This window comes from Halalkalibacter sp. HAAS-P014 (genome assembly GCF_056619965.1).
In genome coordinates, this window is sequence record NZ_JBWQTV010000019.1 from 40,370 (window position 1) to 63,921 (window position 23,552).

The 23,552-nt window shown below is 39.1% G+C and carries 21 protein-coding genes and 5 tRNA genes; 1 reads left to right on the plus strand and 25 read right to left on the minus strand.

The annotated features are described in order from the left end of the window. Window position 1: 1 nt before the first annotated feature. From AC1FXZ_RS16425 to AC1FXZ_RS16520, 20 genes are all read right to left on the minus strand, one after another. Complete coding sequence (locus AC1FXZ_RS16425; protein WP_480055604.1) at window positions 2-1,330, minus strand: YycH family regulatory protein; 1,329 nt, start codon at window positions 1,328-1,330, stop codon at window positions 2-4. Further along, window positions 1,327-3,147 carry a cell wall metabolism sensor histidine kinase WalK gene (gene walK / locus AC1FXZ_RS16430; protein WP_480055606.1) on the minus strand — a complete coding sequence of 607 codons (1,821 nt, stop codon included), beginning with the start codon at window positions 3,145-3,147 and terminating at the stop codon, window positions 1,327-1,329. Before walK ends, AC1FXZ_RS16425 begins: the two co-directional genes overlap by 4 nt. After that, window positions 3,148-3,858, minus strand: a complete 711-nt coding sequence (gene yycF, locus AC1FXZ_RS16435) for a response regulator YycF (protein WP_480055608.1) — start codon at window positions 3,856-3,858, stop codon at window positions 3,148-3,150. Between the two features lie 149 nt (window positions 3,859-4,007). Beyond that, window positions 4,008-5,462: a peptidoglycan DD-metalloendopeptidase family protein gene (locus AC1FXZ_RS16440; RefSeq protein ID WP_480055610.1), complete on the minus strand. Its 1,455-nt coding sequence runs from the start codon at window positions 5,460-5,462 to the stop codon at window positions 4,008-4,010. Between the two features lie 209 nt (window positions 5,463-5,671). After that, window positions 5,672-5,744 (minus strand) — tRNA-Thr (locus tag AC1FXZ_RS16445). A 10-nt stretch (window positions 5,745-5,754) separates the two neighbouring features. Beyond that, window positions 5,755-5,830, minus strand: a tRNA-Phe gene (locus AC1FXZ_RS16450). Window positions 5,831-5,852: 22 nt separating this feature from the next. Continuing rightward, window positions 5,853-5,929, minus strand: a tRNA-Asp gene (locus AC1FXZ_RS16455). Between the two features lie 11 nt (window positions 5,930-5,940). After that, window positions 5,941-6,015, minus strand: a tRNA-Glu gene (locus AC1FXZ_RS16460). Window positions 6,016-6,028: 13 nt separating this feature from the next. Beyond that, window positions 6,029-6,104, minus strand: a tRNA-Lys gene (locus AC1FXZ_RS16465). A 513-nt stretch (window positions 6,105-6,617) separates the two neighbouring features. Then, window positions 6,618-7,904 (minus strand): adenylosuccinate synthase, encoded by a 1,287-nt coding sequence (locus AC1FXZ_RS16470; protein WP_480055612.1) that lies wholly within the window; start codon window positions 7,902-7,904, stop codon window positions 6,618-6,620. A gap of 333 nt (window positions 7,905-8,237) precedes the next feature. Then, window positions 8,238-9,602, minus strand: coding sequence for a replicative DNA helicase (dnaB, locus tag AC1FXZ_RS16475; RefSeq protein WP_480055614.1), 1,365 nt, complete (start codon window positions 9,600-9,602; stop codon window positions 8,238-8,240). 160 nt (window positions 9,603-9,762) lie between these two features. Continuing rightward, a complete protein-coding gene (rplI, locus tag AC1FXZ_RS16480; protein ID WP_480055616.1) occupies window positions 9,763-10,206 on the minus strand; it encodes a 50S ribosomal protein L9 in 444 nt (147 codons plus the stop codon). Further along, the gene (locus AC1FXZ_RS16485; RefSeq protein ID WP_480055618.1) at window positions 10,203-12,173 is read right to left on the minus strand and encodes a DHH family phosphoesterase; all 1,971 of its coding nucleotides are present in this window, start codon (window positions 12,171-12,173) and stop codon (window positions 10,203-10,205) included. The genes rplI and AC1FXZ_RS16485 overlap by 4 nt, the downstream gene beginning before the upstream one ends. Before the next feature lie 11 nt (window positions 12,174-12,184). Next, window positions 12,185-13,120 carry a YybS family protein gene (locus AC1FXZ_RS16490; protein ID WP_480055620.1) on the minus strand — a complete coding sequence of 312 codons (936 nt, stop codon included), beginning with the start codon at window positions 13,118-13,120 and terminating at the stop codon, window positions 12,185-12,187. 220 nt (window positions 13,121-13,340) lie between these two features. After that, a complete protein-coding gene (rpsR, locus tag AC1FXZ_RS16495) occupies window positions 13,341-13,574 on the minus strand; it encodes a 30S ribosomal protein S18 (protein WP_480055622.1) in 234 nt (77 codons plus the stop codon). Between the two features lie 68 nt (window positions 13,575-13,642). After that, a complete protein-coding gene (gene ssb, locus AC1FXZ_RS16500; RefSeq protein WP_480055624.1) occupies window positions 13,643-14,149 on the minus strand; it encodes a single-stranded DNA-binding protein in 507 nt (168 codons plus the stop codon). Between the two features lie 24 nt (window positions 14,150-14,173). After that, window positions 14,174-14,461, minus strand: coding sequence for a 30S ribosomal protein S6 (rpsF, locus tag AC1FXZ_RS16505; protein WP_480055626.1), 288 nt, complete (start codon window positions 14,459-14,461; stop codon window positions 14,174-14,176). A 579-nt stretch (window positions 14,462-15,040) separates the two neighbouring features. Then, window positions 15,041-16,141, minus strand: a complete 1,101-nt coding sequence (ychF, locus tag AC1FXZ_RS16510; protein WP_480055628.1) for a redox-regulated ATPase YchF — start codon at window positions 16,139-16,141, stop codon at window positions 15,041-15,043. Window positions 16,142-16,305: 164 nt separating this feature from the next. After that, entirely contained in the window at window positions 16,306-16,509 is a 204-nt protein-coding gene (locus AC1FXZ_RS16515) for a DUF951 domain-containing protein (RefSeq protein WP_480055630.1), read from the minus strand. Window positions 16,510-16,579: 70 nt separating this feature from the next. Continuing rightward, the gene (locus AC1FXZ_RS16520) at window positions 16,580-17,599 is read right to left on the minus strand and encodes a YkvI family membrane protein (protein ID WP_480055632.1); all 1,020 of its coding nucleotides are present in this window, start codon (window positions 17,597-17,599) and stop codon (window positions 16,580-16,582) included. 134 nt (window positions 17,600-17,733) lie between these two features. On the opposite strand from AC1FXZ_RS16520, the gene yyaC reads away from it, so the two are divergent. Then, window positions 17,734-18,387: a spore protease YyaC gene (yyaC, locus tag AC1FXZ_RS16525; protein ID WP_480055634.1), complete on the plus strand. Its 654-nt coding sequence runs from the start codon at window positions 17,734-17,736 to the stop codon at window positions 18,385-18,387. A gap of 36 nt (window positions 18,388-18,423) precedes the next feature. Here yyaC and AC1FXZ_RS16530 read toward each other — a convergent pair whose 3' ends face one another. The 5 genes from AC1FXZ_RS16530 to noc form a co-directional block, all read right to left on the minus strand. Then, a complete protein-coding gene (locus tag AC1FXZ_RS16530; RefSeq protein ID WP_480055636.1) occupies window positions 18,424-19,125 on the minus strand; it encodes a DUF554 domain-containing protein in 702 nt (233 codons plus the stop codon). Window positions 19,126-19,139: 14 nt separating this feature from the next. Beyond that, complete coding sequence (locus AC1FXZ_RS16535; RefSeq protein ID WP_480055638.1) at window positions 19,140-20,291, minus strand: aminotransferase class V-fold PLP-dependent enzyme; 1,152 nt, start codon at window positions 20,289-20,291, stop codon at window positions 19,140-19,142. Window positions 20,292-20,461: 170 nt separating this feature from the next. Continuing rightward, the gene (locus tag AC1FXZ_RS16540; RefSeq protein WP_480055640.1) at window positions 20,462-21,316 is read right to left on the minus strand and encodes a ParB/RepB/Spo0J family partition protein; all 855 of its coding nucleotides are present in this window, start codon (window positions 21,314-21,316) and stop codon (window positions 20,462-20,464) included. Beyond that, complete coding sequence (locus tag AC1FXZ_RS16545; protein ID WP_480055642.1) at window positions 21,297-22,070, minus strand: ParA family protein; 774 nt, start codon at window positions 22,068-22,070, stop codon at window positions 21,297-21,299. Before AC1FXZ_RS16545 ends, AC1FXZ_RS16540 begins: the two co-directional genes overlap by 20 nt. Before the next feature lie 107 nt (window positions 22,071-22,177). Beyond that, entirely contained in the window at window positions 22,178-23,056 is an 879-nt protein-coding gene (noc, locus tag AC1FXZ_RS16550) for a nucleoid occlusion protein (RefSeq protein ID WP_480055644.1), read from the minus strand. Window positions 23,057-23,552 lie beyond the last annotated feature (496 nt).

Here is a 23,552-nt window from a genome sequence, read left to right on the forward strand (position 1 = left end):
ATCATTCACCATCCTCATCAAAAGTTACCTTTTGCCACCTATTTCCGTAGAGCACAAACCAATATGGTTCTACAGTTACAAATGAACTATTCCTTTGTATCATTTCATAACCAACAGCAACCTTCGACAGCCTGTCCTCTTCAAAAAACTCTTGCTTCTTTAATTGTTCAATTACTTCCACACCAGGTGGTAGCTCAATCGTTTCTTTGGCATCTATCGGTAAATTGTCAATTTCAAATAATGGCCTTGTGTAATTAACAATTTGTGTACCTGAACGACTTACTTCTAGCCCCATATGACCTAGGCCTTCAAAATTGATAACAGGGTACCCATTGATATGAAGGAGAAACGTCACTTCCTCTCGAGTGTCTGATGAACCCCAACTTGAGAGATAATAATCATTTGTCCATCCACCATGGCCATTGATAAACTCATACCCACTTTGCACGATATGTTTACTACTTCGATCTTGCGTCTCTATGAAAACGGGATTGATATATTCCATAAATAAGCCACTATTTTGCATCGTAATAATTCGATTGCCATCTGTATATGAATCTTCCCCATCTGTTTGCTGATAGTACTTTACAGAACTCGGATCTGTAAAAAGAACTTGTTTATAATACTCAGCTAATAATGGTGTTGTTGCAAAAGAAAGTCTTTCAACTTGAACAGGTTCTGTTGTTACATAAATCTCTTCTTTATAATGAGAAGAGGGGGAAGATACACCAGCTACTGCTGTTACAGCTATAAACTCATCGGTTGCGTGTACATATTCCTCAAACTCGCCCACAGATAAACTCGTTTCAAGCTCAACAACCCGTTCATCCTCACTTGAGAGAATCTGCATATGCACCCTTTCACTTTGATCAACATAAAGAAATAATCGACTCACTTCATTAAGTGGAATCACAATTTCCTCTTCATTCTTCTCAAAAAGACTCAAAAACACATCCGTTGGGATCGGAGCAGAAAAGATCATTTCAACACCACCTTCTTCTCCTTGCCTTGGAAACGGAGTGGTTGGGAGCAGATCAATTTCATATAAACTTTTATCACAAAGTTGCTTAAAGAGCTGCTCAAACTTCTCAGAGTCACTCGGAATCATTGCACGTTCATTATGGTGATGAATTATGATTTGTTCTGGTAAAATGACATCGGCAATTGCCCGTTCTTCTCGTTCCTCATTCAAGTGATCGGGAATATACCTTGAACCTGTATCATCGAGAAGGGCTATATCAGGTTGAAACGTATAAACTTGCCAAGTGAGTATAATACTTATGCCAATCAAAACGATAAGAATCGTAGACTTTATACGCTCATAGTTCATCGCTTGCCCCCCTCTAGCGTTTTTAAAGGAAGTGTAATAAAAATCGTTGTTCCCTTTCCATACTCACTTTCGGCCCAAATTTCTCCTTTATGGGCATGAATAAGCTCTTTAGCAATTGCAAGGCCAAGACCTGTCCCACCGACACTTCTTGCTCTTGCCTTGTCAACCCGATAAAAACGATTAAAGATTTTTGTTTGACTTTCTCTTGGAATTCCCATACCTTGGTCTGAAATACTTATTTGCAAGTTTTCGCCTTTATGGAGCATAGCAATTGTAATATTGCCTCCTTCTGGCGAGTATTTCATTGCATTTGAAATAACATTGTCTAATACTTGAGTCATTTTATCAGCAGCAATCCTAACGTATGTTGGCTTTGGTGATATCTTTCTAACAAATTTTATCTCTTTATCCTCAGCAATCATCTCAAACCGATCAATTATTTCATGCAAGTACATGCCGAAATCAACTGAGTTAAATGTTAATTGATAATCATGACTATCAATTTTTGATAGCTGCAATAAATCATTAACGAGCCGAATCATCCGTTCTGTTTCATTTTGCGTGACACTTAAGAAGCGTGGGGCAAGTTCCTTATCATTTATCGCACCATCCTCGAGTGCTTCTAAGTAACTTTTTAACGTTGTCAGAGGTGTTCTCAGTTCATGGGAAACATTCGCAACGAATTCTCGACGATCACGCTCAATCTTTTCTTGCTCAGTTACGTCGTGTAAAACGGTAATTAACCCATTAATAGGACCATCCTCTTCCTGAATAACCGAAAAACGAGCTTCTAATAAATATTCCTCATCTTTATTGCTAAAATCAAGCAAGATTGAGTCTGAGTGCTCATATAAATCATAAAGAGCAAAGCTATCGGACAAACGAAGAACGTCAGGCAACAATTTTCCCATCACTGCATGACTAGATAAATCTAACAATTCACCAGCTCTTTTATTCATTAAGATAATACGCCCAGTTTGATCGGTCGCAATCACCCCGTCAGTCATATGAGTCAAGACAGACTTCAACCTTTTTTGTTCACGGTCACGAGTCAATGTTGCATCTCGAAGTCTCATGGTCAAATCATTAAAAGAAGTAGCTAACTGCCCAATTTCATCGAAGCTATACACATTTACTTGTTTCGTGAAATCGCCTCTGCTCATACGCATCGTCTGTTTTCGCATATCCATAATCGGTCTGGTAATCGTTTTAGCAACAAGAATAACTAAAATAACAGAGATGACAAGTGCTATAAATGTCCCACTTACTAGTATTTGATTGATCTGCCTAATTTGGTCATAGACACTTTCCATTGATGCCTCAATGTACAGAGCACCAACTTGTTCATCTTCATACTTAATCGGTACTGCAAGGACGCGCACTCGGTGACCTGTAGCAGGATCACGCAGCACATCCTCTGCCTTATTCCCTAATAGCGCCCGTTTGACACGTACTTCCGTGCTTTGTTGTCCGACAAGGTGTCTATTCGAGAAATTTGATGTGCTAACAACAACTCGGTTTTGATCAATAACTTGTACTTCGGATTGCTCAATTGCAAAAATGTCTCGCAGCAATGCATTGATATTTGACGTTAATGTACTGCGATCATCTCTATTCTCAGTCATTTCCTGGGCAACATTATAAGCGAGCAAATTCGCTCGCTCCTCAAGCATTTCAAAGTAATTTGAAACCAATTGACTTTCTACCTGCCTTGTAAAATAAACACCAATAATTTGTATCGCAATAAAGATAATCAACACATAAATGATGATTAGTTTAAACTGGATCGACTTAAAGAAGCCAACTTTTCGATCCATCTATGATTGTTCCTTTTGCTCAGGAGTTGAAAGGTAATACCCTACCCCTCGTCTTGTAATAATCCACACTGGGTAGCTAGGGTTGTCCTCAACTTTTTCACGTAATCTACGTACCGTAACATCTACCGTACGAACATCGCCAAAGTAATCATAACCCCAAACTGCTTGCAATAAATGTTCTCGCGTCATAACTTGCTCCAAATGTCTTGCAAGATAATGAATCAACTCAAATTCACGATGCGTCAAGTCAATCGCTTCTCCCCGTCTTTTTACTTGGTACGCATCTGGATAGATTATTAAATCACCAACAATAATCTCTTTTTGAGGATTCGCTTCTTCCGTATTCGTTTGTTGCCTACGTAAATTGGCTTTCACCCTTGCTAATAGTTCACGTGTACTAAACGGCTTAGTGACATAATCATCTGCCCCTAGTTCCAGTCCAAGAACCTTGTCGATCTCTGAATCTTTCGCTGTTAGCATAATGATTGGTACTTCAGACTCTTTTCTAACTTCCCTGCACACTTCCATCCCATCTTTATGAGGAAGCATAATATCGAGCAAAATAAGATCAGGCTTTTCCTTTATTGCTAGTTCAATCGCCTCTAAACCGTCATTCGCACAAATTACTTCATAACCCTCTTTTTCAAGGTTGAACTTTAATATATCTGCTATTGGTCTTTCATCATCTACAACTAAAATGCGCTTTTCCATTTTGCAGATCGCTCCCGTCGCTAATAGTCTTTTCTTACATTCTAACACATGCTGTAACGTCTCGTTGCTCGTTCGACTGCAAACTAGTAATTTGCAACTTTTTCCTCATTCCAATAGAAATCGCCCCCACAGAGTAGGAGCGATTTCGATTATCTATCTAAATAATTCATTGGGTCTTTTAATTGACCATTTTCATAAACCTCAAAATGTAAGTGTATCCCTGTCGAATTACCTGTTTGCCCCATTACACCTATTTTTTGTCCTCTTGATACCGTTTGACCAACTTGAACATCAATAGAGTCTAAATGAGCGTACAGTGTTTCCATTCCATTATTATGATTAATTCTAACTAAGTTGCCATAACCACCTTGAGTCCCGGCAAAAGAGACAGTCCCATTATCAGCAGCTAGAATGTCATAATTACTCGGTCTAGCAATGTCAATTCCACGATGGAATCGTCCCCAACGCATACCTTGGTAACTAGAAATATATCCTCCAACAGCTGGCCAAGCAAGCGTCCCTGACCCACGTGATGGCATTACCTTCGTACCTTTTTTAATAACCCTTTTCACAGGTTCTTCTGTTACTTCCTCGGAGAGAACTTCGCGTTTAACGATACTACCATTTTGTTCAGTAATTTCATATTCAACTACTTGTTTCCCTTCGCGTCCTTCTTGAGTAACTTCTTCTTCCCCTTTAAACATTGAGTCATCCTCAATGACTTCAGTTTGATAAGGAATCTCTTCTTCTACTTTTTCAATATGAGTTGCAACAACTTCTACTAATGGCTCATATGCTGTTACTTTAATCTCTTGCCCAATTTGCAGCAAGCTGTCCTCATTTAAATCCTTATTTATATCAATTAATTCAGAGACTGATAGATTATGGTCACTAGCAATTGACCCTAATACATCCCCTTCTTTAACCGTGTACGGCTTCTCTTCTAATACACCTTTGTTTAACTTTTGGATCGCTTCTTCAACAGATAGAACATCTTCTGGGTTAGTAATAACCTCTTCTTCCTCAATTTCCTCAGTTAGAGTAACTTCCGTTAGTAGTTCTTCTCCAACTTTTATCTCGCTCTCTTCAACTTTCTCTTCTATATAATCACTGTACTGGTCTTCATCTATATACTGTGTAATTAACTTCTGCAATGTTTCTTTTGCATCTTCTTCATTCGCTAAATAAACAACTGGTTTTTCATCAATTGTTAGCGCAATAACTTTGGCTTTAATGGTAAGTTCTTCTTCTAAAACAGTTAAAACTTCCTTTTCTTCCTCTTCTGTTCCTTCATGGAATACAAACTCAGGAATCACTTGAACATTTTCGCCTAATTTTAATGAAAGGTCAGGGTAATCTTTCTCGTACTTTTCTTCCATCAAGTCAAAATAGTCATAGACAAGTTGATCATCTTGCAAAACTCCAACGTACGTTTCATCAACATAAACGTGATAGAGTGTATGGATGAACGATTGATCTTCAGCTTTCGTAGGGCTAGCGAATGCTACCATTGCAACTAGCAAAAAGGCTATAAATGTTTGAAAAAAAACATTAAAGGGAAATCCTTTTATAGGTCGTTTCGTATGTATCTTTGCAACTAACATGTTCTCCTCCTAAAACCAAAACAACTATTTATCTATATAAACCTATACGTGACAACATAGTCAACTTTCTCATTTTAGCATACTTATCTTTTAATAAAAGTCATGTAACAAAAAGACAAGGGATTGTAATACACTTGTCATATTCTTGGATATTTTAGGAAATCTTGACAAAATAAAAAATCCGCACGGAATTTCCACACGGATTTGAGTGCCGGCCAGAGGACTTGAACCCCCAACCTACTGATTACAAGTCAGTTGCTCTACCAATTGAGCTAGGCCGGCAAATAGAAAATGGTGGCTCAGGACGGAATCGAACCGCCGACACATGGATTTTCAGTCCATTGCTCTACCGACTGAGCTACTGAGCCATACATACTATATTAAATTAAGTGGCGGTCCGGACGGGACTCGAACCCGCGACCTCCTGCGTGACAGGCAGGCATTCTAACCAACTGAACTACCGGACCTAATAAATAAATGGTGACCCGTACGGGATTCGAACCCGTGTTACCGCCGTGAAAGGGCGGTGTCTTAACCGCTTGACCAACGGGCCACTTAATAAAAAGTGGTGAGCCATGAAGGACTCGAACCTTCGACCCTCTGATTAAAAGTCAGATGCTCTACCAACTGAGCTAATGGCTCTTGCTTGTTGTTTTCTTGGATGTTGTTCATCCTGTTACCAGTAATGATACTCTCCGTCGTCGCGCTTGTCTTACCTCTTAGCGACAAGATTTATAATACCATGTCATTTTCTCTAATGCAAGGTTTTTTATAATTTTTTTTGAAACTAATTTTTTTGTCGGAACTTATTATAGAATAGCGAAAAATAAGGAAAGATGCAAGCTTTAATAAAAAGGCAAGAGCGGCCTTTTACCCTTTATTTGTGCGAACATGGTTGCAATGGCTTCGCTCGTTGTGCGCCTTTTGAGAAGGTCGCTCAAAAGGCTTTAAGACATGGCAGCGATTTCGCTCATTGCTTCGTTTCATAAAAAAGCAAAACCGGCCTTTTACCCTTTATTTGTGCGAACATGGTTGCAATGGCTTCGCTCGTTGTGCGCCTTTTGAGAAGGTCGCTCAAAAGGCTTTAAGACATTACAACGGCTTCGCTCATTGCGACGCTTTAATAAAAAGGCAAGAGCGGCCTTTTTATTAAAGCTATGCAAAGACTCCGCGTACTAGGTTTGTTTGGTTGCGGTCTGGTCCTACTGAGAAGATTGTTAGTGGGATGCCTGTTAGTTGTGATACGCGTTCTATATAGTGGCGTGCATTTATTGGTAGTTCATCTAAAGATTTGACTCCCGTTATATCTTCTTCCCAACCAGGAAGCTCTTCATACACTGGTTCACATTCTGCAAGAACTTTTAAGCTAGCAGGGAATTCTTCCATGATCTCACCACGGTATTTATAAGCTGTACAGATCTTTAGTGTTTTGATACCCGTTAACACATCAATTGAGTTTAAAGATAAATCCGTAAGTCCACTTACCCGACGTGCATGTCTAACAACAACACTATCAAACCAACCTACACGGCGTGGGCGACCAGTTGTTGTTCCATATTCGTTCCCTACTTCTCGAATATTGTCACCAATTTCATCATGCAGTTCAGTTGGAAATGGCCCGTCGCCAACTCGAGTTGTATATGCCTTCGATACCCCAACAACATGGTTGATTTTTGCTGGTCCAACACCAGAACCAATTGTTACTCCTCCTGCAATTGGATTTGAAGATGTAACAAATGGATATGTCCCTTGATCAATATCAAGCATTACGCCTTGAGCACCTTCAAATAAAACGCGACGTCCGTCGTCCAGTGCATCATTTAAGACAACAGATGTGTCACAAACATATTGTGCGATTTGTTGTCCATACTCATAGTACTCATCAAGAATTTCTTCTTTTGTAAATCCTTCAACTTCATAGTATTTTTCAAAAAGGCGATTTTTCTCTTCTAAGTTACGCTCTAATTTTTCCTCAAATACTTCTTTATCAAGTAAGTCAGCAATTCGAATACCAATACGAGCTGCTTTATCCATATATGCTGGGCCGATCCCTTTTTTCGTCGTTCCGATTTTGTTAGCGCCTTTACGCTCTTCTTCTACGATATCTAACTTCAAGTGATAAGGAAGAATCACATGAGCTCGGTTGCTAATACGCAAGTTGCTCGTATCAACATTGCGTTCGTGTAAATAAGCCAACTCTTCAATAAGTGCTTTCGGGTCAATAACCATTCCGTTACCAATTACACAGCTTTTTTCTTTGTAAAAAATCCCAGATGGTATTAAATGAAGTTTGTATTTTGTTCCACCGAAAACAATTGTATGTCCTGCATTATTTCCACCTTGGTAACGAGCAACTACTTCTGCCTTTTCTGAGAGATAATCTGTAATTTTCCCTTTTCCTTCATCGCCCCATTGAGTACCTACAACTACAACTGATGACATATGATGCACCTCCACCTTTATTACTGAATCTAGATTAATTATTCTAACTATTTCCTAAGCCACTGATAAGTATACCAACTCTAAAAACATGCGTCAATGAAAAACACGAACATTAGAATGTTTTATTGTTTATTCGTTCGCTTTAATAGGGCGCAAAATAATTATTTTCCCTGCTATTCTTTTTTTCGGCCGGTTCTTCTCCTTTTCCGACCTCTTCTCTTCATTTTCCGGTCAAGTCCACTGCTATTCCGGCTGTTTTCCCTCTTTTTCCAGCTAACCTATACTTCCACACCAAAAAAAGAGTACAGATCTTTTTCTGTACTCTCTACACTGTTAGGCACCTGGTGGCATATTGCTTTCGTCATGCCTGCGTTCTAAGTTTACAAACTTATTGTATTCTTTTACAAAGGCTAGTTCAACAGTGCCAACAGGACCGTTACGTTGCTTTGCAATAATAATTTCAATAATATTTTGGTTTTCAGTTTCCTTGTCATAGTAATCATCACGGTACAAGAAAGCAACAATATCGGCATCTTGCTCGATACTTCCTGATTCACGGATATCTGACATCATCGGACGTTTATCCTGACGTGACTCAACTCCACGTGACAGCTGCGATAACGCAATAACTGGGACTTCTAATTCACGGGCAATTTGCTTTAACGTACGGGAAATTTCCGATACTTCTTGTTGACGGTTTTCGCCACTTTTTCCGTTTCCTTGGATAAGCTGCAAGTAGTCAATCATGATCATTCCGAGACCATGTTCTTGTTTTAGTCTTCGACACTTGGCACGAATGTCGTTTACTTTAACACCAGGTGTATCATCGATATAAATTCCAGCCTTTGCAAGGCTCCCCATCGCCATCGTTAGTTTTTGCCAATCTTCAGATGTTAGCGCTCCAGTTCTCATTCGTTGAGCGTCAATATTGCCCTCAGCACAAAGCATACGTTGAACAAGCTGACTCGCGCCCATCTCCAGACTAAAAATCGCAACGTTTTCCCCGGCTCTTGTCGCGACATTTTGTGAAATATTAAGAGCAAATGCTGTCTTACCAACCGATGGACGAGCTGCAACGATAATTAGGTCATTGCGTTGGAAACCAGCTGTCATACGATCTAACTCTACGAAGCCAGTCGGGATACCTGTTATTTCGCCTGAATGATTCTGAAGCTCTTCAATTTTGTCATAAGTCTCGATTAAGACATCTTTAATCGAAATAAATGCACTTGTATTTTTACGCTGGGAAACGTCTAGGATCGTTTTTTCTGCTTCTGTTAAAATCGTATCGACTTCTTCTTCACTTGCATAACCATCCGCTGCAATATTTGTTGCGACTTTAATCAACCTACGTAGAACGGACTTCTCTTCCACAATTCGACTATAATAGTCAACATTGGCTGCTGTTGGTACAGCATTAGCAAGGTCACTTAAATATGGAACTCCACCAATTTCTTCAAGCCACTTCCGATTTTGCAATTCTGATGTTACCGTAACCAAATCAACCGGTTCACCTTTTTCGTTTAGATCAAGCATCACTTCATAGACGCGTTGATGAGATGCACGGTAAAAGTCATCTGGTAATAATCTCTCTGAAGCTGTAACAAGTGCTTCAGCAGCTAAGAAAATCGCACCTAAGACTGCTTGCTCAGCTTCAATATTCTGTGGTGGTGTACGGTCTGCAAACAAGTCACTCATGCTCTCTCTCCTCTCCTCGAGTCAAACTCTCTATGACGCCTTCCAATTCATAAGTAATTTTCCAAACATACCTTAAAAAGAAAAACAAGATGGCTGATCCATAATCAACCATCTACTAAATCTGTTCTAAACTAGAATGCTATCGACATTCTCTCGGAAATTACTCTTCCACTACATGAACTTTCACTGTTGCTGTAACTTCTGGGTGTATTTTAATTGGTACATTCGTGTATCCCAATGCACGAATTGGCTCGTTCAGTAAAATCTTACGTTTGTCTACTTTTTTCTTCATTTTCTTTAACGTTTCAGCAATTTGCTTTGTGGAAATGGCACCAAAAAGACGACCACCTTCCCCAGATTTTGCTTTGATTTCAATCGTTAAAGCTTCTAACTCTTCTTTATAAGCCATTGCTTGTTGCAGCTCTTCATCGGCCTTTTTCTGTTGGCTCTTTTTCTGAGCCTCTAAGTTCTTTATATTGCCTTGTGTTGCTTCAACGGCAAGCTGATTTGGGAGCAAATAGTTTCTCGCATATCCTTCAGAAACGTTCTTTGTTTCCCCTTTTTTCCCTTTACCTTTTACATCTGCTAAGAAAATAACCTTCATGATTTCGTTCCCCCTTCTAAGTAATCATCAATTGCATGTTGCAGTAGTTCTGTTGCCTCTTCTATGCTTACATCTTCAAGCTGAGTTGCAGCATTCGACAAATGGCCACCACCATTTAACCGTTCCATGATAAGTTGTACGCTCACATCACCTAGCGAACGAGCACTAATGCTAACCTTGCCATCTTGTCTTTTTGAAATAACAAATGATGCCAGCACATCCTTCATCATAAGTAGTGTATCTGCAGCTTGAGCAATCATCACTTGGTTATAAATTTCGTCCTCTCCAGCTGTTGCAACCACAAGACCCTCACGGTAATATTGCGCACTTTCTATTAATTTAGCACGCTTTACATAATGGTCCAAGTCCTCTTTTAAAAGCTTTTGAACAAGGGTTGTGTCTGCCCCATTTGAACGCAGAAATGATGCGGCATCAAATGTTCTAGCTCCTGTTCTTACTGCGAAATTTTTCGTATCAACCATAATCCCTGCTAGCATTGCTGTTGCTTCTAGACGATCGATCTTCAACTTCTTCGGTTGATATTCAAGTAGCTCTGTTACCAATTCAGCTGTTGATGACGCATAAGGTTCCATATATACAAGAACAGGATCTTTAATAAACTCTTCTCCCCTACGATGATGGTCAAGGACAATAATCCTCTCTACTTTGTCTAAAAGAGCTGATTCTGCCACAAGCGCCGGCTTATGGGTATCAACAACAATCAAGAGTGTTTCTGACGTGATCTCTTCTAAAGCTTCTTCTGGAGTAATAAATTTTGACCATAAATTATCATGCTGATCTACTTCTTCCATTAACTTTCGAACGTCATAATTCATATCATCGCGATCTAGTATAATAAAACCATCTGTTTCGTTTACTTCAGCAATCTTTTGAACCCCTATAGCTGCTCCAATCGCATCCATATCAGGATTCTTATGGCCCATTACAAACACTTTTTCACTTTCAAGTACAAAATCACGTAACGCATGAGAAATCACCCTCGCTCGAACTCTTGTCCGTTTTTCGAGCGCATTCGATTTACCACCGTAAAATGTAACTTTTCCATGCTTTCTCTTAATCGCTACTTGGTCACCACCACGGCCTAATGCTAGATCCAGACTAGATTGAGCTAGATGTCCTAATTCTCTTACTGAATCATCACCAGTACCTACACCTATACTTAATGTAATCGGCACTTTTTCCTTACCTGTTAAATCGCGTATTTGATCAAGGATATCAAAACGGTTTTTCTCAATTTCCTGCAATGCTTTGACATTCATTACAGCAATAAATTTATCTGATGATGTTCTTCGCAAAAAGATTGAATTTTCATTCGCCCAATTATTCAAAGTCAATGTAACTCGACTCATGAGCTGGCTACGAACTTGTTCTTCCATCCCTTGCGTCACTTCATCATAATTATCAAGATAGATGAAAGCTACCGCCGTTTGGTTTTCTTCGTATAATTCTTTTATCTCTCTTTTTTCCGTCACATCTAAAAAGTAGACAAGCCGTTCATCTGCTTCAATCGAGACATGAAAGAACTGTTCGCCAATCTCAATTGTCTCTTCACTTACCGTATTATCTATTAATGACAAAAGCTCTTCACTTATCTCATCAACTTTTTTCCCAATTAATTCAGGTGAAATAACTGAACATAGATAAGGGTTGGCCCATTGTATGGTTCTCTCATCATTATAAAGAAGAATCCCAATCGGCATTTTTGTTACGGCATCTTCTCCTGCCTTTGACACTCGATATGTCAAAGTTAAGATATACTCTTTCAAATCACGTTCAAAATGAATACGTGCTTGAACAGCATAGATGACAACCATACCCAAAGAAATAAAGCCTATTACTCCAATATGCCATTGATACCAAGTTAAGATGCTTACAAAGAGAAATGCGACAACAAAAAGAGTAATGATATGGTAGCCATGCCACCGTTTCAGTAAAAACTTAGGCATAATGTCAGCTCCTATTTTTTCTCGCCTGAAATACGTTTACGCAAATCAAAGCCTAAATCTATAATACCAACCATTCGAACTAAATAAAGAAGCAGTGGAAAAACAAGAGCTCCTATTAAAATCAACACTGGTACAACTACACTAATTTTTTTGTAGTAGAAGTAATAAAAAATAAACGCAAATCCATGAATGGCAATAATAATCTCAAGTAGTGGGAACAAGTTCCATATGATAGTAAACATAGTCGTACCTTCTTCTGCCCCAACCATTGCCAAAATTAAAATAATAAGATAGTACCATAAAAATGATTTTGGAAATTGCCAATCACGAAATGGTGGCAAGGGATTGACCTCATGGCCTAACCTTTTTAATACATAATAACTAATTAGCTTCGTTATTACTGCAAGTAAAACCCCTACACCAACAATCATAACTGGAGCTAAATAAACAAGATTTTGAACCATATCAGCCATTGCCCCAAATTGATCGGCATCTTGCCCAATAGATCCTAAAGTTGACTCAGCAAATTCAAGTTGCTCTTTCGTTAAATCGACTGCCATCTGCATGGGATTCTGACCAAAAATAAAGACAAGAGCCAAAAAAGTAAGAAGCATATTCAAGGTGTAAACTAAACTAGCTCCTATCAGTACAGAAAATCCCGATAATTTACGACGGTATAACTCTCCAACAACAATACCAGCACTACCAAAAATAAGAGCAGTCGGAATTGTAATTAACCCACCAATAATGAAGGCAATAAAAAAAGAAACTACCCAAAATAATAGCCCTGATTTAAGACCACGACGATACGTATACACGACAAAGGGTAAAGGCAGCGCCCAAACTGTTAGTGTCCCAACAAAAGGGACATATGTCGTAATGGCTAAAAGTATTCCAAAAACAGAAGCAAGTACTGCACCTTCTGTTAATGTCCTTGTGTTTTTCATACACACACCTCATCTTCAAACTGACAACTTTTACTGTCCTAATAATCCTTGCTCTATTTTAGCGTACTTACACATAAAATTAAAGCTTCGTGTCCAAAGCTCTCTATGCTATCGTTTTACAATTGTCGCCAAAATAAAACAATATCAGTCTGAAAGTGTCATTTCACCCTTTAAAAATAAAAAGCATGACAGAAAGGATCTGTCATGCTTCTTGTTTGTATTAGTTAACATCGTTTACGTAAGGCAATAATGCGATTTGACGAGCACGCTTAATTGCAATTGTAAGTTGACGTTGGTACTTTGCAGATGTTCCAGTTACACGACGAGGTAAAATTTTACCACGCTCAGAAATGAAACGTTTTAGAAGATCTGTATCTTTGTAATCGATCTTTTGGATCTTATTTACAGTGAAGAAACAAACCTTACGACGCTTTGGACGACCACGACGAGCCATTTGACAGCACTCCTTTCTCATTATTATTTATCAATCTCGTTATTTTCTCAAAATTGCAAGAGAGGACGTTAGAACGGCAAATCGTCATCCGATATGTCAATCGGCTTCCCGTCATTTGCAAATGGATCATCATTAAATCCACCTGATTGACGGTTTTGATTATTGTTCTGCTGCTGCCTGCCAAAGTCGTTTCCACTAGGGCCAGGTCCCCCACCACCAAAGTAGTCATTTCCTTGACCTTGATTGGAATTAGCTCCACGTGGCTCAAGGAATTGAACACTTTCAGCCACAACTTCAGTAACGTAGACGCGTTTGCCTTCATTGTTGTCATAGCTACGTGTTTGGATCCGGCCATCTACACCTGCTAAGCTACCTTTTTTCAGATAGTTAGCGACATTTTCAGCTTGTTTGCGCCAGATCACACAATTAATGAAATCCGCCTCGCGCTCACCTTGCTGATTAGAAAATGCACGATTTACAGCCAGTGTAAAATTTGCAACAGCTACACCACTAGGCGTATAACGTAGCTCCGGGTCACGTGTTAAGCGACCTACTAGCACGACTCGGTTAAGCATCCGAACCCCTCCCGCTTCATAAAATTATTCTTCGTCTTTTGTGATAAGAACACGAATAATGTTCTCGTTGATCTTAACAAGACGGTTGAATTCAGCAATCGCTTCTGAGTTAGCTTGTACATTTAACAATACGTAGAAACCTTCACGAAAATCGTTGATTTCATATGCTAAACGACGCTTACCCATTTCATTAACCTTTTCGATTTCAGCACCGTTTGTAGTTAAAACGTTGTTAAAACGTTCGATAACTTCTTTAGTAGCTGCCTCTTCTAGGTTTGGAGCGATGATGTACATAATTTCGTACTTACGCATTCCGGTCCACCTCCTTTTGGTCTAGCGGCTCCATAATTGGAGCAAGGAGCAAAACTCATTTATATGAGTCATTGCACTCGCATTAGTAGATTATAACAGAGTGAATTGTGCTGTGCAAGTTGTTTTTCTATGTATGTGGGAATTTGTAGATACCAGGCGAAAGATTAGGAAATAGGGAAATAAATGTCATAGGCGACATCAAAGAAATGAGACTCTCGCAGCCTTTCTCTTAATTTTTTTAGCGAAAATGACCATATAACGGCGAATTTTAAAATATAACGGTAAAAATCGTGATATAACGGCAAAAGTCGAAATTTAACAGTGAAACTAGTTTATTAGACGCTTTTGGCCCTTTTCTTTGCATCTTTATCTACTTATTAGCAATATCAAAAACTTTATTAGCAGAAACAATTCAAGGGCTTGCCAGTTCTACTCGATGATGGACAATGGCTTCGCTCGCCGTGCGCATTTTAAGAAAGGCACTCAAAATGCTTAAAATCGTTACGTCGGCGGTTACGTCGGCTACGCTCATTGCTTAAAGAAAAGAACAAGTCCAAAAGCTGGACTTGTTCTTTTCTCTTATACATTAAATCTAAAGTGGATAACATCGCCATCTTGTACGGTATAATCTTTTCCTTCTAGGCGTACTTTTCCTCTTTCTTTGGCTACTGCCATCGTGCCGGCATCTACTAAATCTTCATAGGAGACAACTTCTGCACGGATAAATCCACGTTCGAAGTCTGAGTGGATGATTCCTGCTGCTTGTGGAGCTTTTGTGCCCTTTTTGAAAGTCCATGCACGTACTTCTTGTACGCCCGCTGTAAAATATGTTTGCAGTCCTAACAAGTCATAAGCAGCACGGATCAATTGGTCAAGGCCAGATTCTTTGATCCCTAACTCTTCAAGGAACATTTCTTTTTCATCGCCTTCAAGCTCGGCAATCTCTGACTCAATCTTTGCACAAACAACAATGACTTCACTACCTTCTGCTGTTGCGAATTCCTTTACCTTCTTTACATAGTCGTTATCTTCAGGAGCGAGTAAATCTTCTTCACTTACATTGGCTACATAAAGAACTGGTTTGCTCGTTAATAAGTGCATCTGTTTCACAATTTTTTGTTGTTCATCAGTAAAGTCAATGCTGCGTGCCGGTTGTTCTTCTTCAAATGCGTCACGCAATTTCTCAAGTACTTCTAATTCAGCTACTGCTTCTTTATCCTTTGTTTTGGCCAGTTTCGTTACACGGGTGATGCGTTTTTCAATCGATTCGAAATCAGCCAAAATCAATTCTAAATTGATCACTTCAATGTCACGTATTGGATTCACTCCACCAGCAACGTGAGTGATGTTATCATCTGCAAAGCAGCGTACGACATGGGAAATAGCATCTACTTGACGGATATGAGAGAGAAACTTATTTCCTAACCCTTCTCCTTTACTCGCCCCTTCTACAATTCCAGCAATATCAGTGAATTCAAATGCCGTTGGAATCGTCTTTTTCGGTTCAACAAGCTCAGTTAACTTTTGAAGACGTACATCAGGCACTTCGACAATCCCTACATTTGGATCAATTGTACAGAAAGGGTAATTTGCTGATTCAGCTCCAGCTTGAGTAATTGCATTAAATAAAGTCGACTTCCCTACATTCGGCAAACCGACAATTCCAGTTGTTAAAGCCACCCATCTCACTTCCTTCTTTATATTCATCATAAAATGGTAAAACTATCTTTATGTAAATTGAACAAATAAACACGCTAATTCTTTGGACAACTTCTACAATTATAGTAATTACCAATAAAAAAGACAAGGCAATAGAGGGATGTAACACTCTATCACCTTGTTTTTTATTCAGGCTTTTGTGCCTGTTCTAAAACTTTTTTTAACTTTTTCGAAAAATCCTTCCGAGGAAGTATAACACTATGCTCACAACCGAGGCATTTAATTCGGATATCCATCCCCATCCGGATTATCTTCCAGCGATTTTCCCCACAAGGATGTTGTTTTTTCATTTCGACAACATCATGGAGAGCAAACTCTTTATTTGTCATGAAGAGGCCCCCTTACAAACTTTTTTATGGGTATATTATACACGAAAAAAAGAATATAGACGAGCCTTCCTTACTTCAAAGCATTGTGAAACATGATTGGGTAAAGCAATATTGAAGCTAGTACAAACAAGTTCAAGACACCATACAAAGGATACAAAATGGAGATTAGCGTTGAGAAACCAAATGTTGTTAATGGCGCCATGATCGCAATCAAAAACAGAGCGATTAACCAAGCTGGTCCTTTTATCCAAGCACGCATTCTAGATATTAGACCAAACACACCAGCTGCTGCCGTAGTGTAAATCGCAAGCCATAACAATGCTGACATAATTAACATCATAAAGTAAGGATAGTGCTTTAAAATTGCAAAAAGCGGAATCTCATAGAGCATAATATCACCAGCCACTTGCAACAACGATTCATTATAAAGAAACGAAATCGATCCAAGAATTAGTCCACTCCCAAGTGAAGCAATCCATATCTCACCTTTATATTTAATCTCATTTCCAACTGCTCCAAGAACAGCAATTAAAGGCAAAATATTTAGTGCCGTAAATGTTAAGGCAGAAGGCCAATTATGTTGAGCATCTATCTTAAATTCAATTGGAAACCCTTTTAAATATTGAAATGCTATTAGAATGGAGATTAAAAATACAATTAGAATCGGGATGATAAAGGCATTCATCGAAGTCATTCCTTTTGTATCCCATAAAAACAGGACAACAACCATTCCACCAATAATAATGGTTCCAAGCCAATACGGAACATGGATAACTTCTAGTGTTGCTCCCCCACCTGCAAGCATAATAACAGTTGTAGAGAACAAGTAAATCATAATCATTACATCATACATTTGTGAAATACGTTTCCCCATTAGAACGTTTAAAACAGGCAAATAGTGAGTGGAACGATTCTCATAGCTTATTGTCATAATGACTTTAACGGAAATGGTAAACAAAATTGCAAATAAAATAATTGCTAGTCCACTTTCGGCGCCAAAAAACTCCCATAATTCTCGTCCTGAAGCATAACCAGCTCCTATCATCGTCCCTATTATAAGAAACATCCACTTAAAGCCATTTGTCCACATTAAAATCCTCTCCTCATCTTTGCTTTCCTCATAAATCCATTTATGAAAAAAGAACCCAGTATATATGAACTCTTATGTATAGAAAGGAAAAAAGTTCCGTATACTGTTACTACTATGGCAAAGGAGGCGATGTTATGAGTACAAACCATCGTCTGTTCGGAAAAAAGTGTCCACCCGTACGTGTTCATATGGAAGAGGATGGCGCAATTGAACAGTTGACTGAAAAATTAGTTAATTTTACAGAACCACATACTAAACGGGATTTGGTCGTCGTATGCATTGGAACCGATCGTTCGACTGGTGACTCTCTTGGTCCCTTAATTGGGACAAAGCTTGAAGACTCCAGGCTGCATCGTTTTCACATTTATGGAACTTTAGAAAAACCTGTCCATGCTGTCAACTTAGAAGAACGATTAGCTGAAATAAATGAAAAGCACGCTCGACCGTTTATATTGGCCATTGATGCATGCCTTGGTCGAATGAATAGCGTCGGGAAAATTTCACTAGCAGAAGGCCCTGTCCAACCAGGTGCAGCTGTACAAAAAAAGCTCCCATCTATAGGAGATATTCATATGACAGGGATTGTCAATATCGGTGGAATGATGGAGTATTTTGTGTTACAAAATACACGTCTTCATACCGTAATGCAAATGGCTAATACAATTGCAAAAACAATTGAACGTACAGATAGCCTTCTTCCAGAACAAGCTACATCCACTTCACTGTTGCGTTCCTTGCGATTAAAACCACAAATCTCGTTACGCTCCAAAAATGAAACACCTATGTAGATTACTCCACATAGGTGTTTTCGTTGTTTTATAAGTTTAAAAATAATGGATAGCTGTAACAAGACCAGCAACCACAGCAATCCCAGGCAGTAAATTAGCTACTCTAATTTGGAGGATTCCCAGTATATTGAGACCAATGGCAATAATCATGATGCCTCCTGTTGCCGTCATCTCTACAATGAAAGCATCCATTAATGCAGGTGGAACAAACTCATTGATTTGAGTCGCTAACAAAGCAATTCCACCTTGATAAAGAATAACCGGTATTGCTGAAAAGATAACACCAATTCCAAGTGTTGATGTAAAAATTAAAGCAGAGAAACCATCAAGCATTGATTTTGTATAAAGTACGGAATGATCGCCTCTTAATCCACTATCTAATGCACCTAGGATCGCCATAGCCCCGACAACATAAATGAGCGTTGCCGTAACAAATGCCTTTGCAACTTGGCCATCCTCCTTCGCTCCCATTTTTGATTCAATCCATGTTCCTAAGCTGTTTAATCGCTCTTCTAAATTAATTCGTTCCCCAATAACTCCACCAATGACAAGACTGCCAATGACGATGAGAAACTGCTCTGTTCTTAAGGCCATATCTAGACCTAACACAACAACAGCAAGCGCAATCGCTTGCATCGTTGTTTTTTTCATATTCTCAGATATATTACGCACTAAAAGACCTAGTAAGGCTGCGACTACAATCGCTAGCCCATTTACAATCGTTCCTGTTAAAACCATCTCTTTACTCCTGTCTATTGAAACGCTGCTGTTATCTCTGTTAACGCTTCTAGTAATTTCTCTACTTCTTCACTTGTATTAAAAGGACCAAAACTAACCCGAACGAGTCCTGACTCACTTGTAGACAATGATTGATGTGTTTTCGGAGCACAATGCATACCTGCTCTTACTGCAATTTGATAATGTTCATCTAAGATCATGGCTACTTCATGGCTATCTGCTCCTTCTAATTCAAAAGGAATGACAGCTACTCGGTTTTCTAATTTCTTTGGACCGTACACGACGAGTCTCGAGATTTCTTTTACTCCATTTAAAAATTGCATCATCAACTCTTGCTCATGATTCCAAATTGCTTCAATCCCAATTGAAAGCACTTCATCAATTCCAGCAGATAACCCAGCAATCCCAGGAGTATTGAGCGTCCCTGCTTCATAGCGATTAGGCCACTGAGACGGCTGGTGGAGAAGTTCTGAATAGCTTCCTGTTCCACCGTAAACAAGTGGTTCTAATTGATAATCATCCTTTGCTAGTAATACTCCCGTCCCTTGAGGTCCTAATAAAGATTTATGCCCCGCGAATGCAAGTAAATCAATCCCGTCATCCTCCATATGTATAGGAATTGTTCCAGCTGTTTGTGAAGCATCTAATAAAAAGACAATGTTTCGTTCTTTTGCTACTTGTGAGATAGCCTTAATGGACACTAACGAACCTGTAACATTCGATGCATGAGTGACTGCAAATAACCTCGTCTTGTCCGTAGTAGCTTCGGCAAATTGAGTATCTGTAATAACCCCTTCATCATTTGGTTCAAGATACGTAACGGTGATCTTTTTCTCTGAAACGATCTTTTCTAATGGACGAATGATTGAATTATGTTCAAACATCGTGGTAACAACATGGTCCCCTTCTTGAAAAGGAAATCCTACGATGGCTTGGTTAAGTGCCATTGTTGCGTTTTGATAAAACCAAACATGTTTCTTTCCTGGCGCTCCAAATGCACGTGCTATTTTCTTTCTCGCCTCTTCAATAACATTTCCTGCACGGTTGGCAAGCTTATGTCCTCCACGACCAGGATTAGCGCTATAACTAGATACTGCTTCAAACATCGCTTCTGCCACTTTTTTCGGTTTAGGGTATGAAGATGCGGCATGATCAAAATAAATCATTTTTGTTATTCCTTTCATTAAACTTATTCAAATGTACTCATTCTAATAGAAAAAAAAGGTGACTCAAATATCCTTTCCCTCTTACTATCTTACACCAAAAAGTGGAATTTCACTTATTTGCTGTTTAATAAAAGGTATTGATGTTTGAGTTACCCTTTTAGCAATCTATCTCAAGAATTATCCGAATCTAGTAATTGAACAATGCGTTCTAAGTCATCTTCCGAAAAATAATCAATTTCAATTTTCCCCTTTTTCTTACCCGGTTTAATTGATACTGATGTTCCTAAACGTGTTCGGAGGACATCTTGTCTCTCTTTTAAAAACGGTGAAAGATTTACCTTTTTTCGTTTTGTTTCACGTGAAACTTTTTCGTTAAGTTGATTCACTAACTCCTCTACTTCACGGACACTTAGCTTTTCTTTTAAGATTTTCTCAACAAGAGGCGATAGTTTTTGCTTTTCTTTCAATCCTAACAATGCCCGTCCGTGTCCCATTGAAAGTTTCCCTTCAGAAATGAATTGTTGGACTATACTCGGGAGGTTTAAAAGACGCAAGTGATTGGCAATATGAGGACGACTCTTCCCTAATCGAACAGCCAACTGTTCTTGGGTTAATGACAAATGCTCCATTAACTTTTCATATGCAGTTGCTTCTTCAATAGGATTTAAATCTTCCCGTTGAAGATTTTCAATCAAAGCAAGCTCCATCATTTTCTGTTCATCTAACTCTTTTACAACAACAGGAACTTCTTTTAAGCCTGCTTTTTTGGCTGCACGAAAGCGCCTTTCTCCAACGACAATTTCATAACCTTTTATGCTCTTCCTTGCAATAATTGGTTGCAAAATTCCATGTTGAGCAATCGAAGCAGATAGCTCAACAATTGCCTCTTCTGTAAATGTTTTTCGTGGTTGATAAGGATTGGAACGTAACTGCGAGACTGCAATCTGTTCCACTTTATCTTGAAGATCCTCTTCATTTTGCTCAGGGAAAAATGCTTGTAATCCTTTACCTAACCCTTTCGCCACTCGCAACCACTTCCTTTGCTAGTTCTACGTAAACTTCAGCTCCACGGGATTTCGAATCATACGTAATGATAGGCTCACCATGACTCGGTGCTTCTCCTAAACGAACATTCCTAGGGATGATCGTATCAAAAACCTTTTCGCGGAAATACTTTTTTACTTCCTCTATTACTTGAATACCAAGGTTTGTTCTTGCATCTAACATCGTTAACAATACCCCTTCAATTTCAAGGTCGGTATTTAGATGCTTCTGTACAAGGCGAACCGTATTCAATAACTGGCTCAACCCTTCAAGAGCGTAATATTCACACTGAACTGGTATTAATACAGAATCCGAGGCTGTTAATGCATTAAGTGTTAATAACCCTAAAGAAGGGGGACAATCAATAAAAATATAATCATAGTTATCAGAAACACTAGAAAGAGCTCTTTTCAACCGAACTTCACGGGAGATTGTTGGAACGAGTTCAATCTCTGCACCTGATAATTGAATGGTGGAAGGCAAAACATCTAAGTGATCCACTGATGTTGACTTAATAACCGAAGTCGCTTCAACATCTTCGACAAGAATATCATAGACACATTCATCGACGTCGCCCTTTTCAACACCAACTCCACTTGTTGCATTGCCTTGGGGATCAATGTCAACAAGCAGGACTTTTTTTCCGATATGAGCTAAACAAGCACTTAAATTGACAGCCGTCGTCGTTTTGCCGACGCCGCCTTTTTGATTTGCTACAGCAATGATCTTAGCCACGCTGTCACCTACTTTCCATCCTGAACTCGAACTCTTTTATTCTACCACAATTTTTGCAAATCTTTTTTATAAAAATATCTAAAAAAATAACCTATCATAGCGATAGATTATTTCTTTGGAATCCGAATCGTAAACTGATAGAATTCATCATGTTCTTCTTCATTTGTATCAACAGGCAGTCCACTTTTTACGACCATATCAACTGATTGGCGAATTGTATTCATCGCAATGCGCATATCTTTCGAATACGACTTACGTGTCGCCTTCTTTTTCTGATTTGGTTGGCCTTCAAGCAGTACCTTCACACGTTCCTCTGTCTGCTTCACATTAAGGTTTTTCTCTATTATTTCTTCTAATAATTTTGTTTGTAGCTCTTCATTTTTCAATGACAGCAATGCACGAGCATGCCGTTCTGAAATTTGACGCTCTAATATAGCCTGTTGTACATCTTCAGGTAAGTTTAATAAACGTAGTTTATTGGCTACAGTCGATTGGCCTTTACCAAGTCGCTGTGCTAAACTTTCTTGCGTTAACCCGTGCAATTCAATTAGCTTTGCATATGCAACAGCCTCTTCAATTGCTGTTAATCCTTCACGTTGAAGGTTTTCAATTAAGGCTACAGATGCAGTTTGGGAGTCATTAAACTCCTTTACTAACGCTGGGATCTTTTCCCAACCTAATTTGGTAACTGCACGCCACCTACGTTCCCCTGCAATGATTTCAAACTTACCATCCCGTTCTCTTACAACAATTGGCTGAATCACACCATGTGTTCGGATCGTTTGGGCTAATTCTTCAATTCGTTCCTCATCAAACACTGTACGCGGCTGGAAACGATTGGGAACTATATCTGAAATCTTAATTTCTTTAACTTCTTCATTTCTGTTTTCTTCAATTGCTTCTTCAATTGCTTCTTCGTTTCCACTTACTTCAACCTCTGCCTGCTTGTCACTAAAGCCAAAAAGGCGTGAAAACGGTTGCCTCATCGCCTGACACCACCTTCTGATAGTAACCGTCAATTGTAACCGTCAATAACTAGATTCGACACCCAATACGAAAGTCCTTCTTAAATCTATATTTCATTTATATCCTGCACGTCTAACAGCGTCAAGTGAATTTTAAAGACATAATTTCCCTCTAGCAAACTAGAGTATTTTAGTAGACTAATAGTAAAATACTTCCCTATGTACTTTTATTGCCTAGGGAATGGTAGCACTCCACTCTTCCAAATACAGTAAAAGGCAAGGGCGGCCTTTCTCCTTCGATGCTTTCGCAATGGCTTCTCTCGTCGTGCGTATTTTGGGGAAGTTCGCCCAAAATACTTAAAACATTACGACGGCTTCGCTCATTGCTGAGTAAGATTAAAAGGCAAGGGCGGCCTTTCTCCTTCGATGCTTTCGCAATGGCTTCTCTCGTCGTGCGTATTTTGGGGAAGTTCGCCCAAAATACTTAAAACATTACGACGGCTTCGCTCATTGCTGA

What these genes read in the sequence shown, in the direction of transcription:
- AC1FXZ_RS16425 (WP_480055604.1), bottom strand. Translation starts at nt 1,330, where the DNA reads ATGAACTATGAGCGTATAAAGTCTACGATTCTTATCGTTTTGATTGGC.
- walK (WP_480055606.1), bottom strand. Translation starts at nt 3,147, where the DNA reads ATGGATCGAAAAGTTGGCTTCTTTAAGTCGATCCAGTTTAAACTAATC.
- yycF (WP_480055608.1), bottom strand. Translation starts at nt 3,858, where the DNA reads ATGGAAAAGCGCATTTTAGTTGTAGATGATGAAAGACCAATAGCAGAT.
- AC1FXZ_RS16440 (WP_480055610.1), bottom strand. Translation starts at nt 5,462, where the DNA reads ATGTTAGTTGCAAAGATACATACGAAACGACCTATAAAAGGATTTCCC.
- AC1FXZ_RS16470 (WP_480055612.1), bottom strand. Translation starts at nt 7,904, where the DNA reads ATGTCATCAGTTGTAGTTGTAGGTACTCAATGGGGCGATGAAGGAAAA.
- dnaB (WP_480055614.1), bottom strand. Translation starts at nt 9,602, where the DNA reads ATGAGTGACTTGTTTGCAGACCGTACACCACCACAGAATATTGAAGCT.
- rplI (WP_480055616.1), bottom strand. Translation starts at nt 10,206, where the DNA reads ATGAAGGTTATTTTCTTAGCAGATGTAAAAGGTAAAGGGAAAAAAGGG.
- AC1FXZ_RS16485 (WP_480055618.1), bottom strand. Translation starts at nt 12,173, where the DNA reads ATGCCTAAGTTTTTACTGAAACGGTGGCATGGCTACCATATCATTACT.
- AC1FXZ_RS16490 (WP_480055620.1), bottom strand. Translation starts at nt 13,120, where the DNA reads ATGAAAAACACAAGGACATTAACAGAAGGTGCAGTACTTGCTTCTGTT.
- rpsR (WP_480055622.1), bottom strand. Translation starts at nt 13,574, where the DNA reads ATGGCTCGTCGTGGTCGTCCAAAGCGTCGTAAGGTTTGTTTCTTCACT.
- ssb (WP_480055624.1), bottom strand. Translation starts at nt 14,149, where the DNA reads ATGCTTAACCGAGTCGTGCTAGTAGGTCGCTTAACACGTGACCCGGAG.
- rpsF (WP_480055626.1), bottom strand. Translation starts at nt 14,461, where the DNA reads ATGCGTAAGTACGAAATTATGTACATCATCGCTCCAAACCTAGAAGAG.
- AC1FXZ_RS16515 (WP_480055630.1), bottom strand. Translation starts at nt 16,509, where the DNA reads ATGACAAATAAAGAGTTTGCTCTCCATGATGTTGTCGAAATGAAAAAA.
- AC1FXZ_RS16520 (WP_480055632.1), bottom strand. Translation starts at nt 17,599, where the DNA reads ATGTGGACAAATGGCTTTAAGTGGATGTTTCTTATAATAGGGACGATG.
- yyaC (WP_480055634.1), top strand. Translation starts at nt 17,734, where the DNA reads ATGAGTACAAACCATCGTCTGTTCGGAAAAAAGTGTCCACCCGTACGT.
- AC1FXZ_RS16530 (WP_480055636.1), bottom strand. Translation starts at nt 19,125, where the DNA reads ATGGTTTTAACAGGAACGATTGTAAATGGGCTAGCGATTGTAGTCGCA.
- AC1FXZ_RS16535 (WP_480055638.1), bottom strand. Translation starts at nt 20,291, where the DNA reads ATGATTTATTTTGATCATGCCGCATCTTCATACCCTAAACCGAAAAAA.
- noc (WP_480055644.1), bottom strand. Translation starts at nt 23,056, where the DNA reads ATGAGGCAACCGTTTTCACGCCTTTTTGGCTTTAGTGACAAGCAGGCA.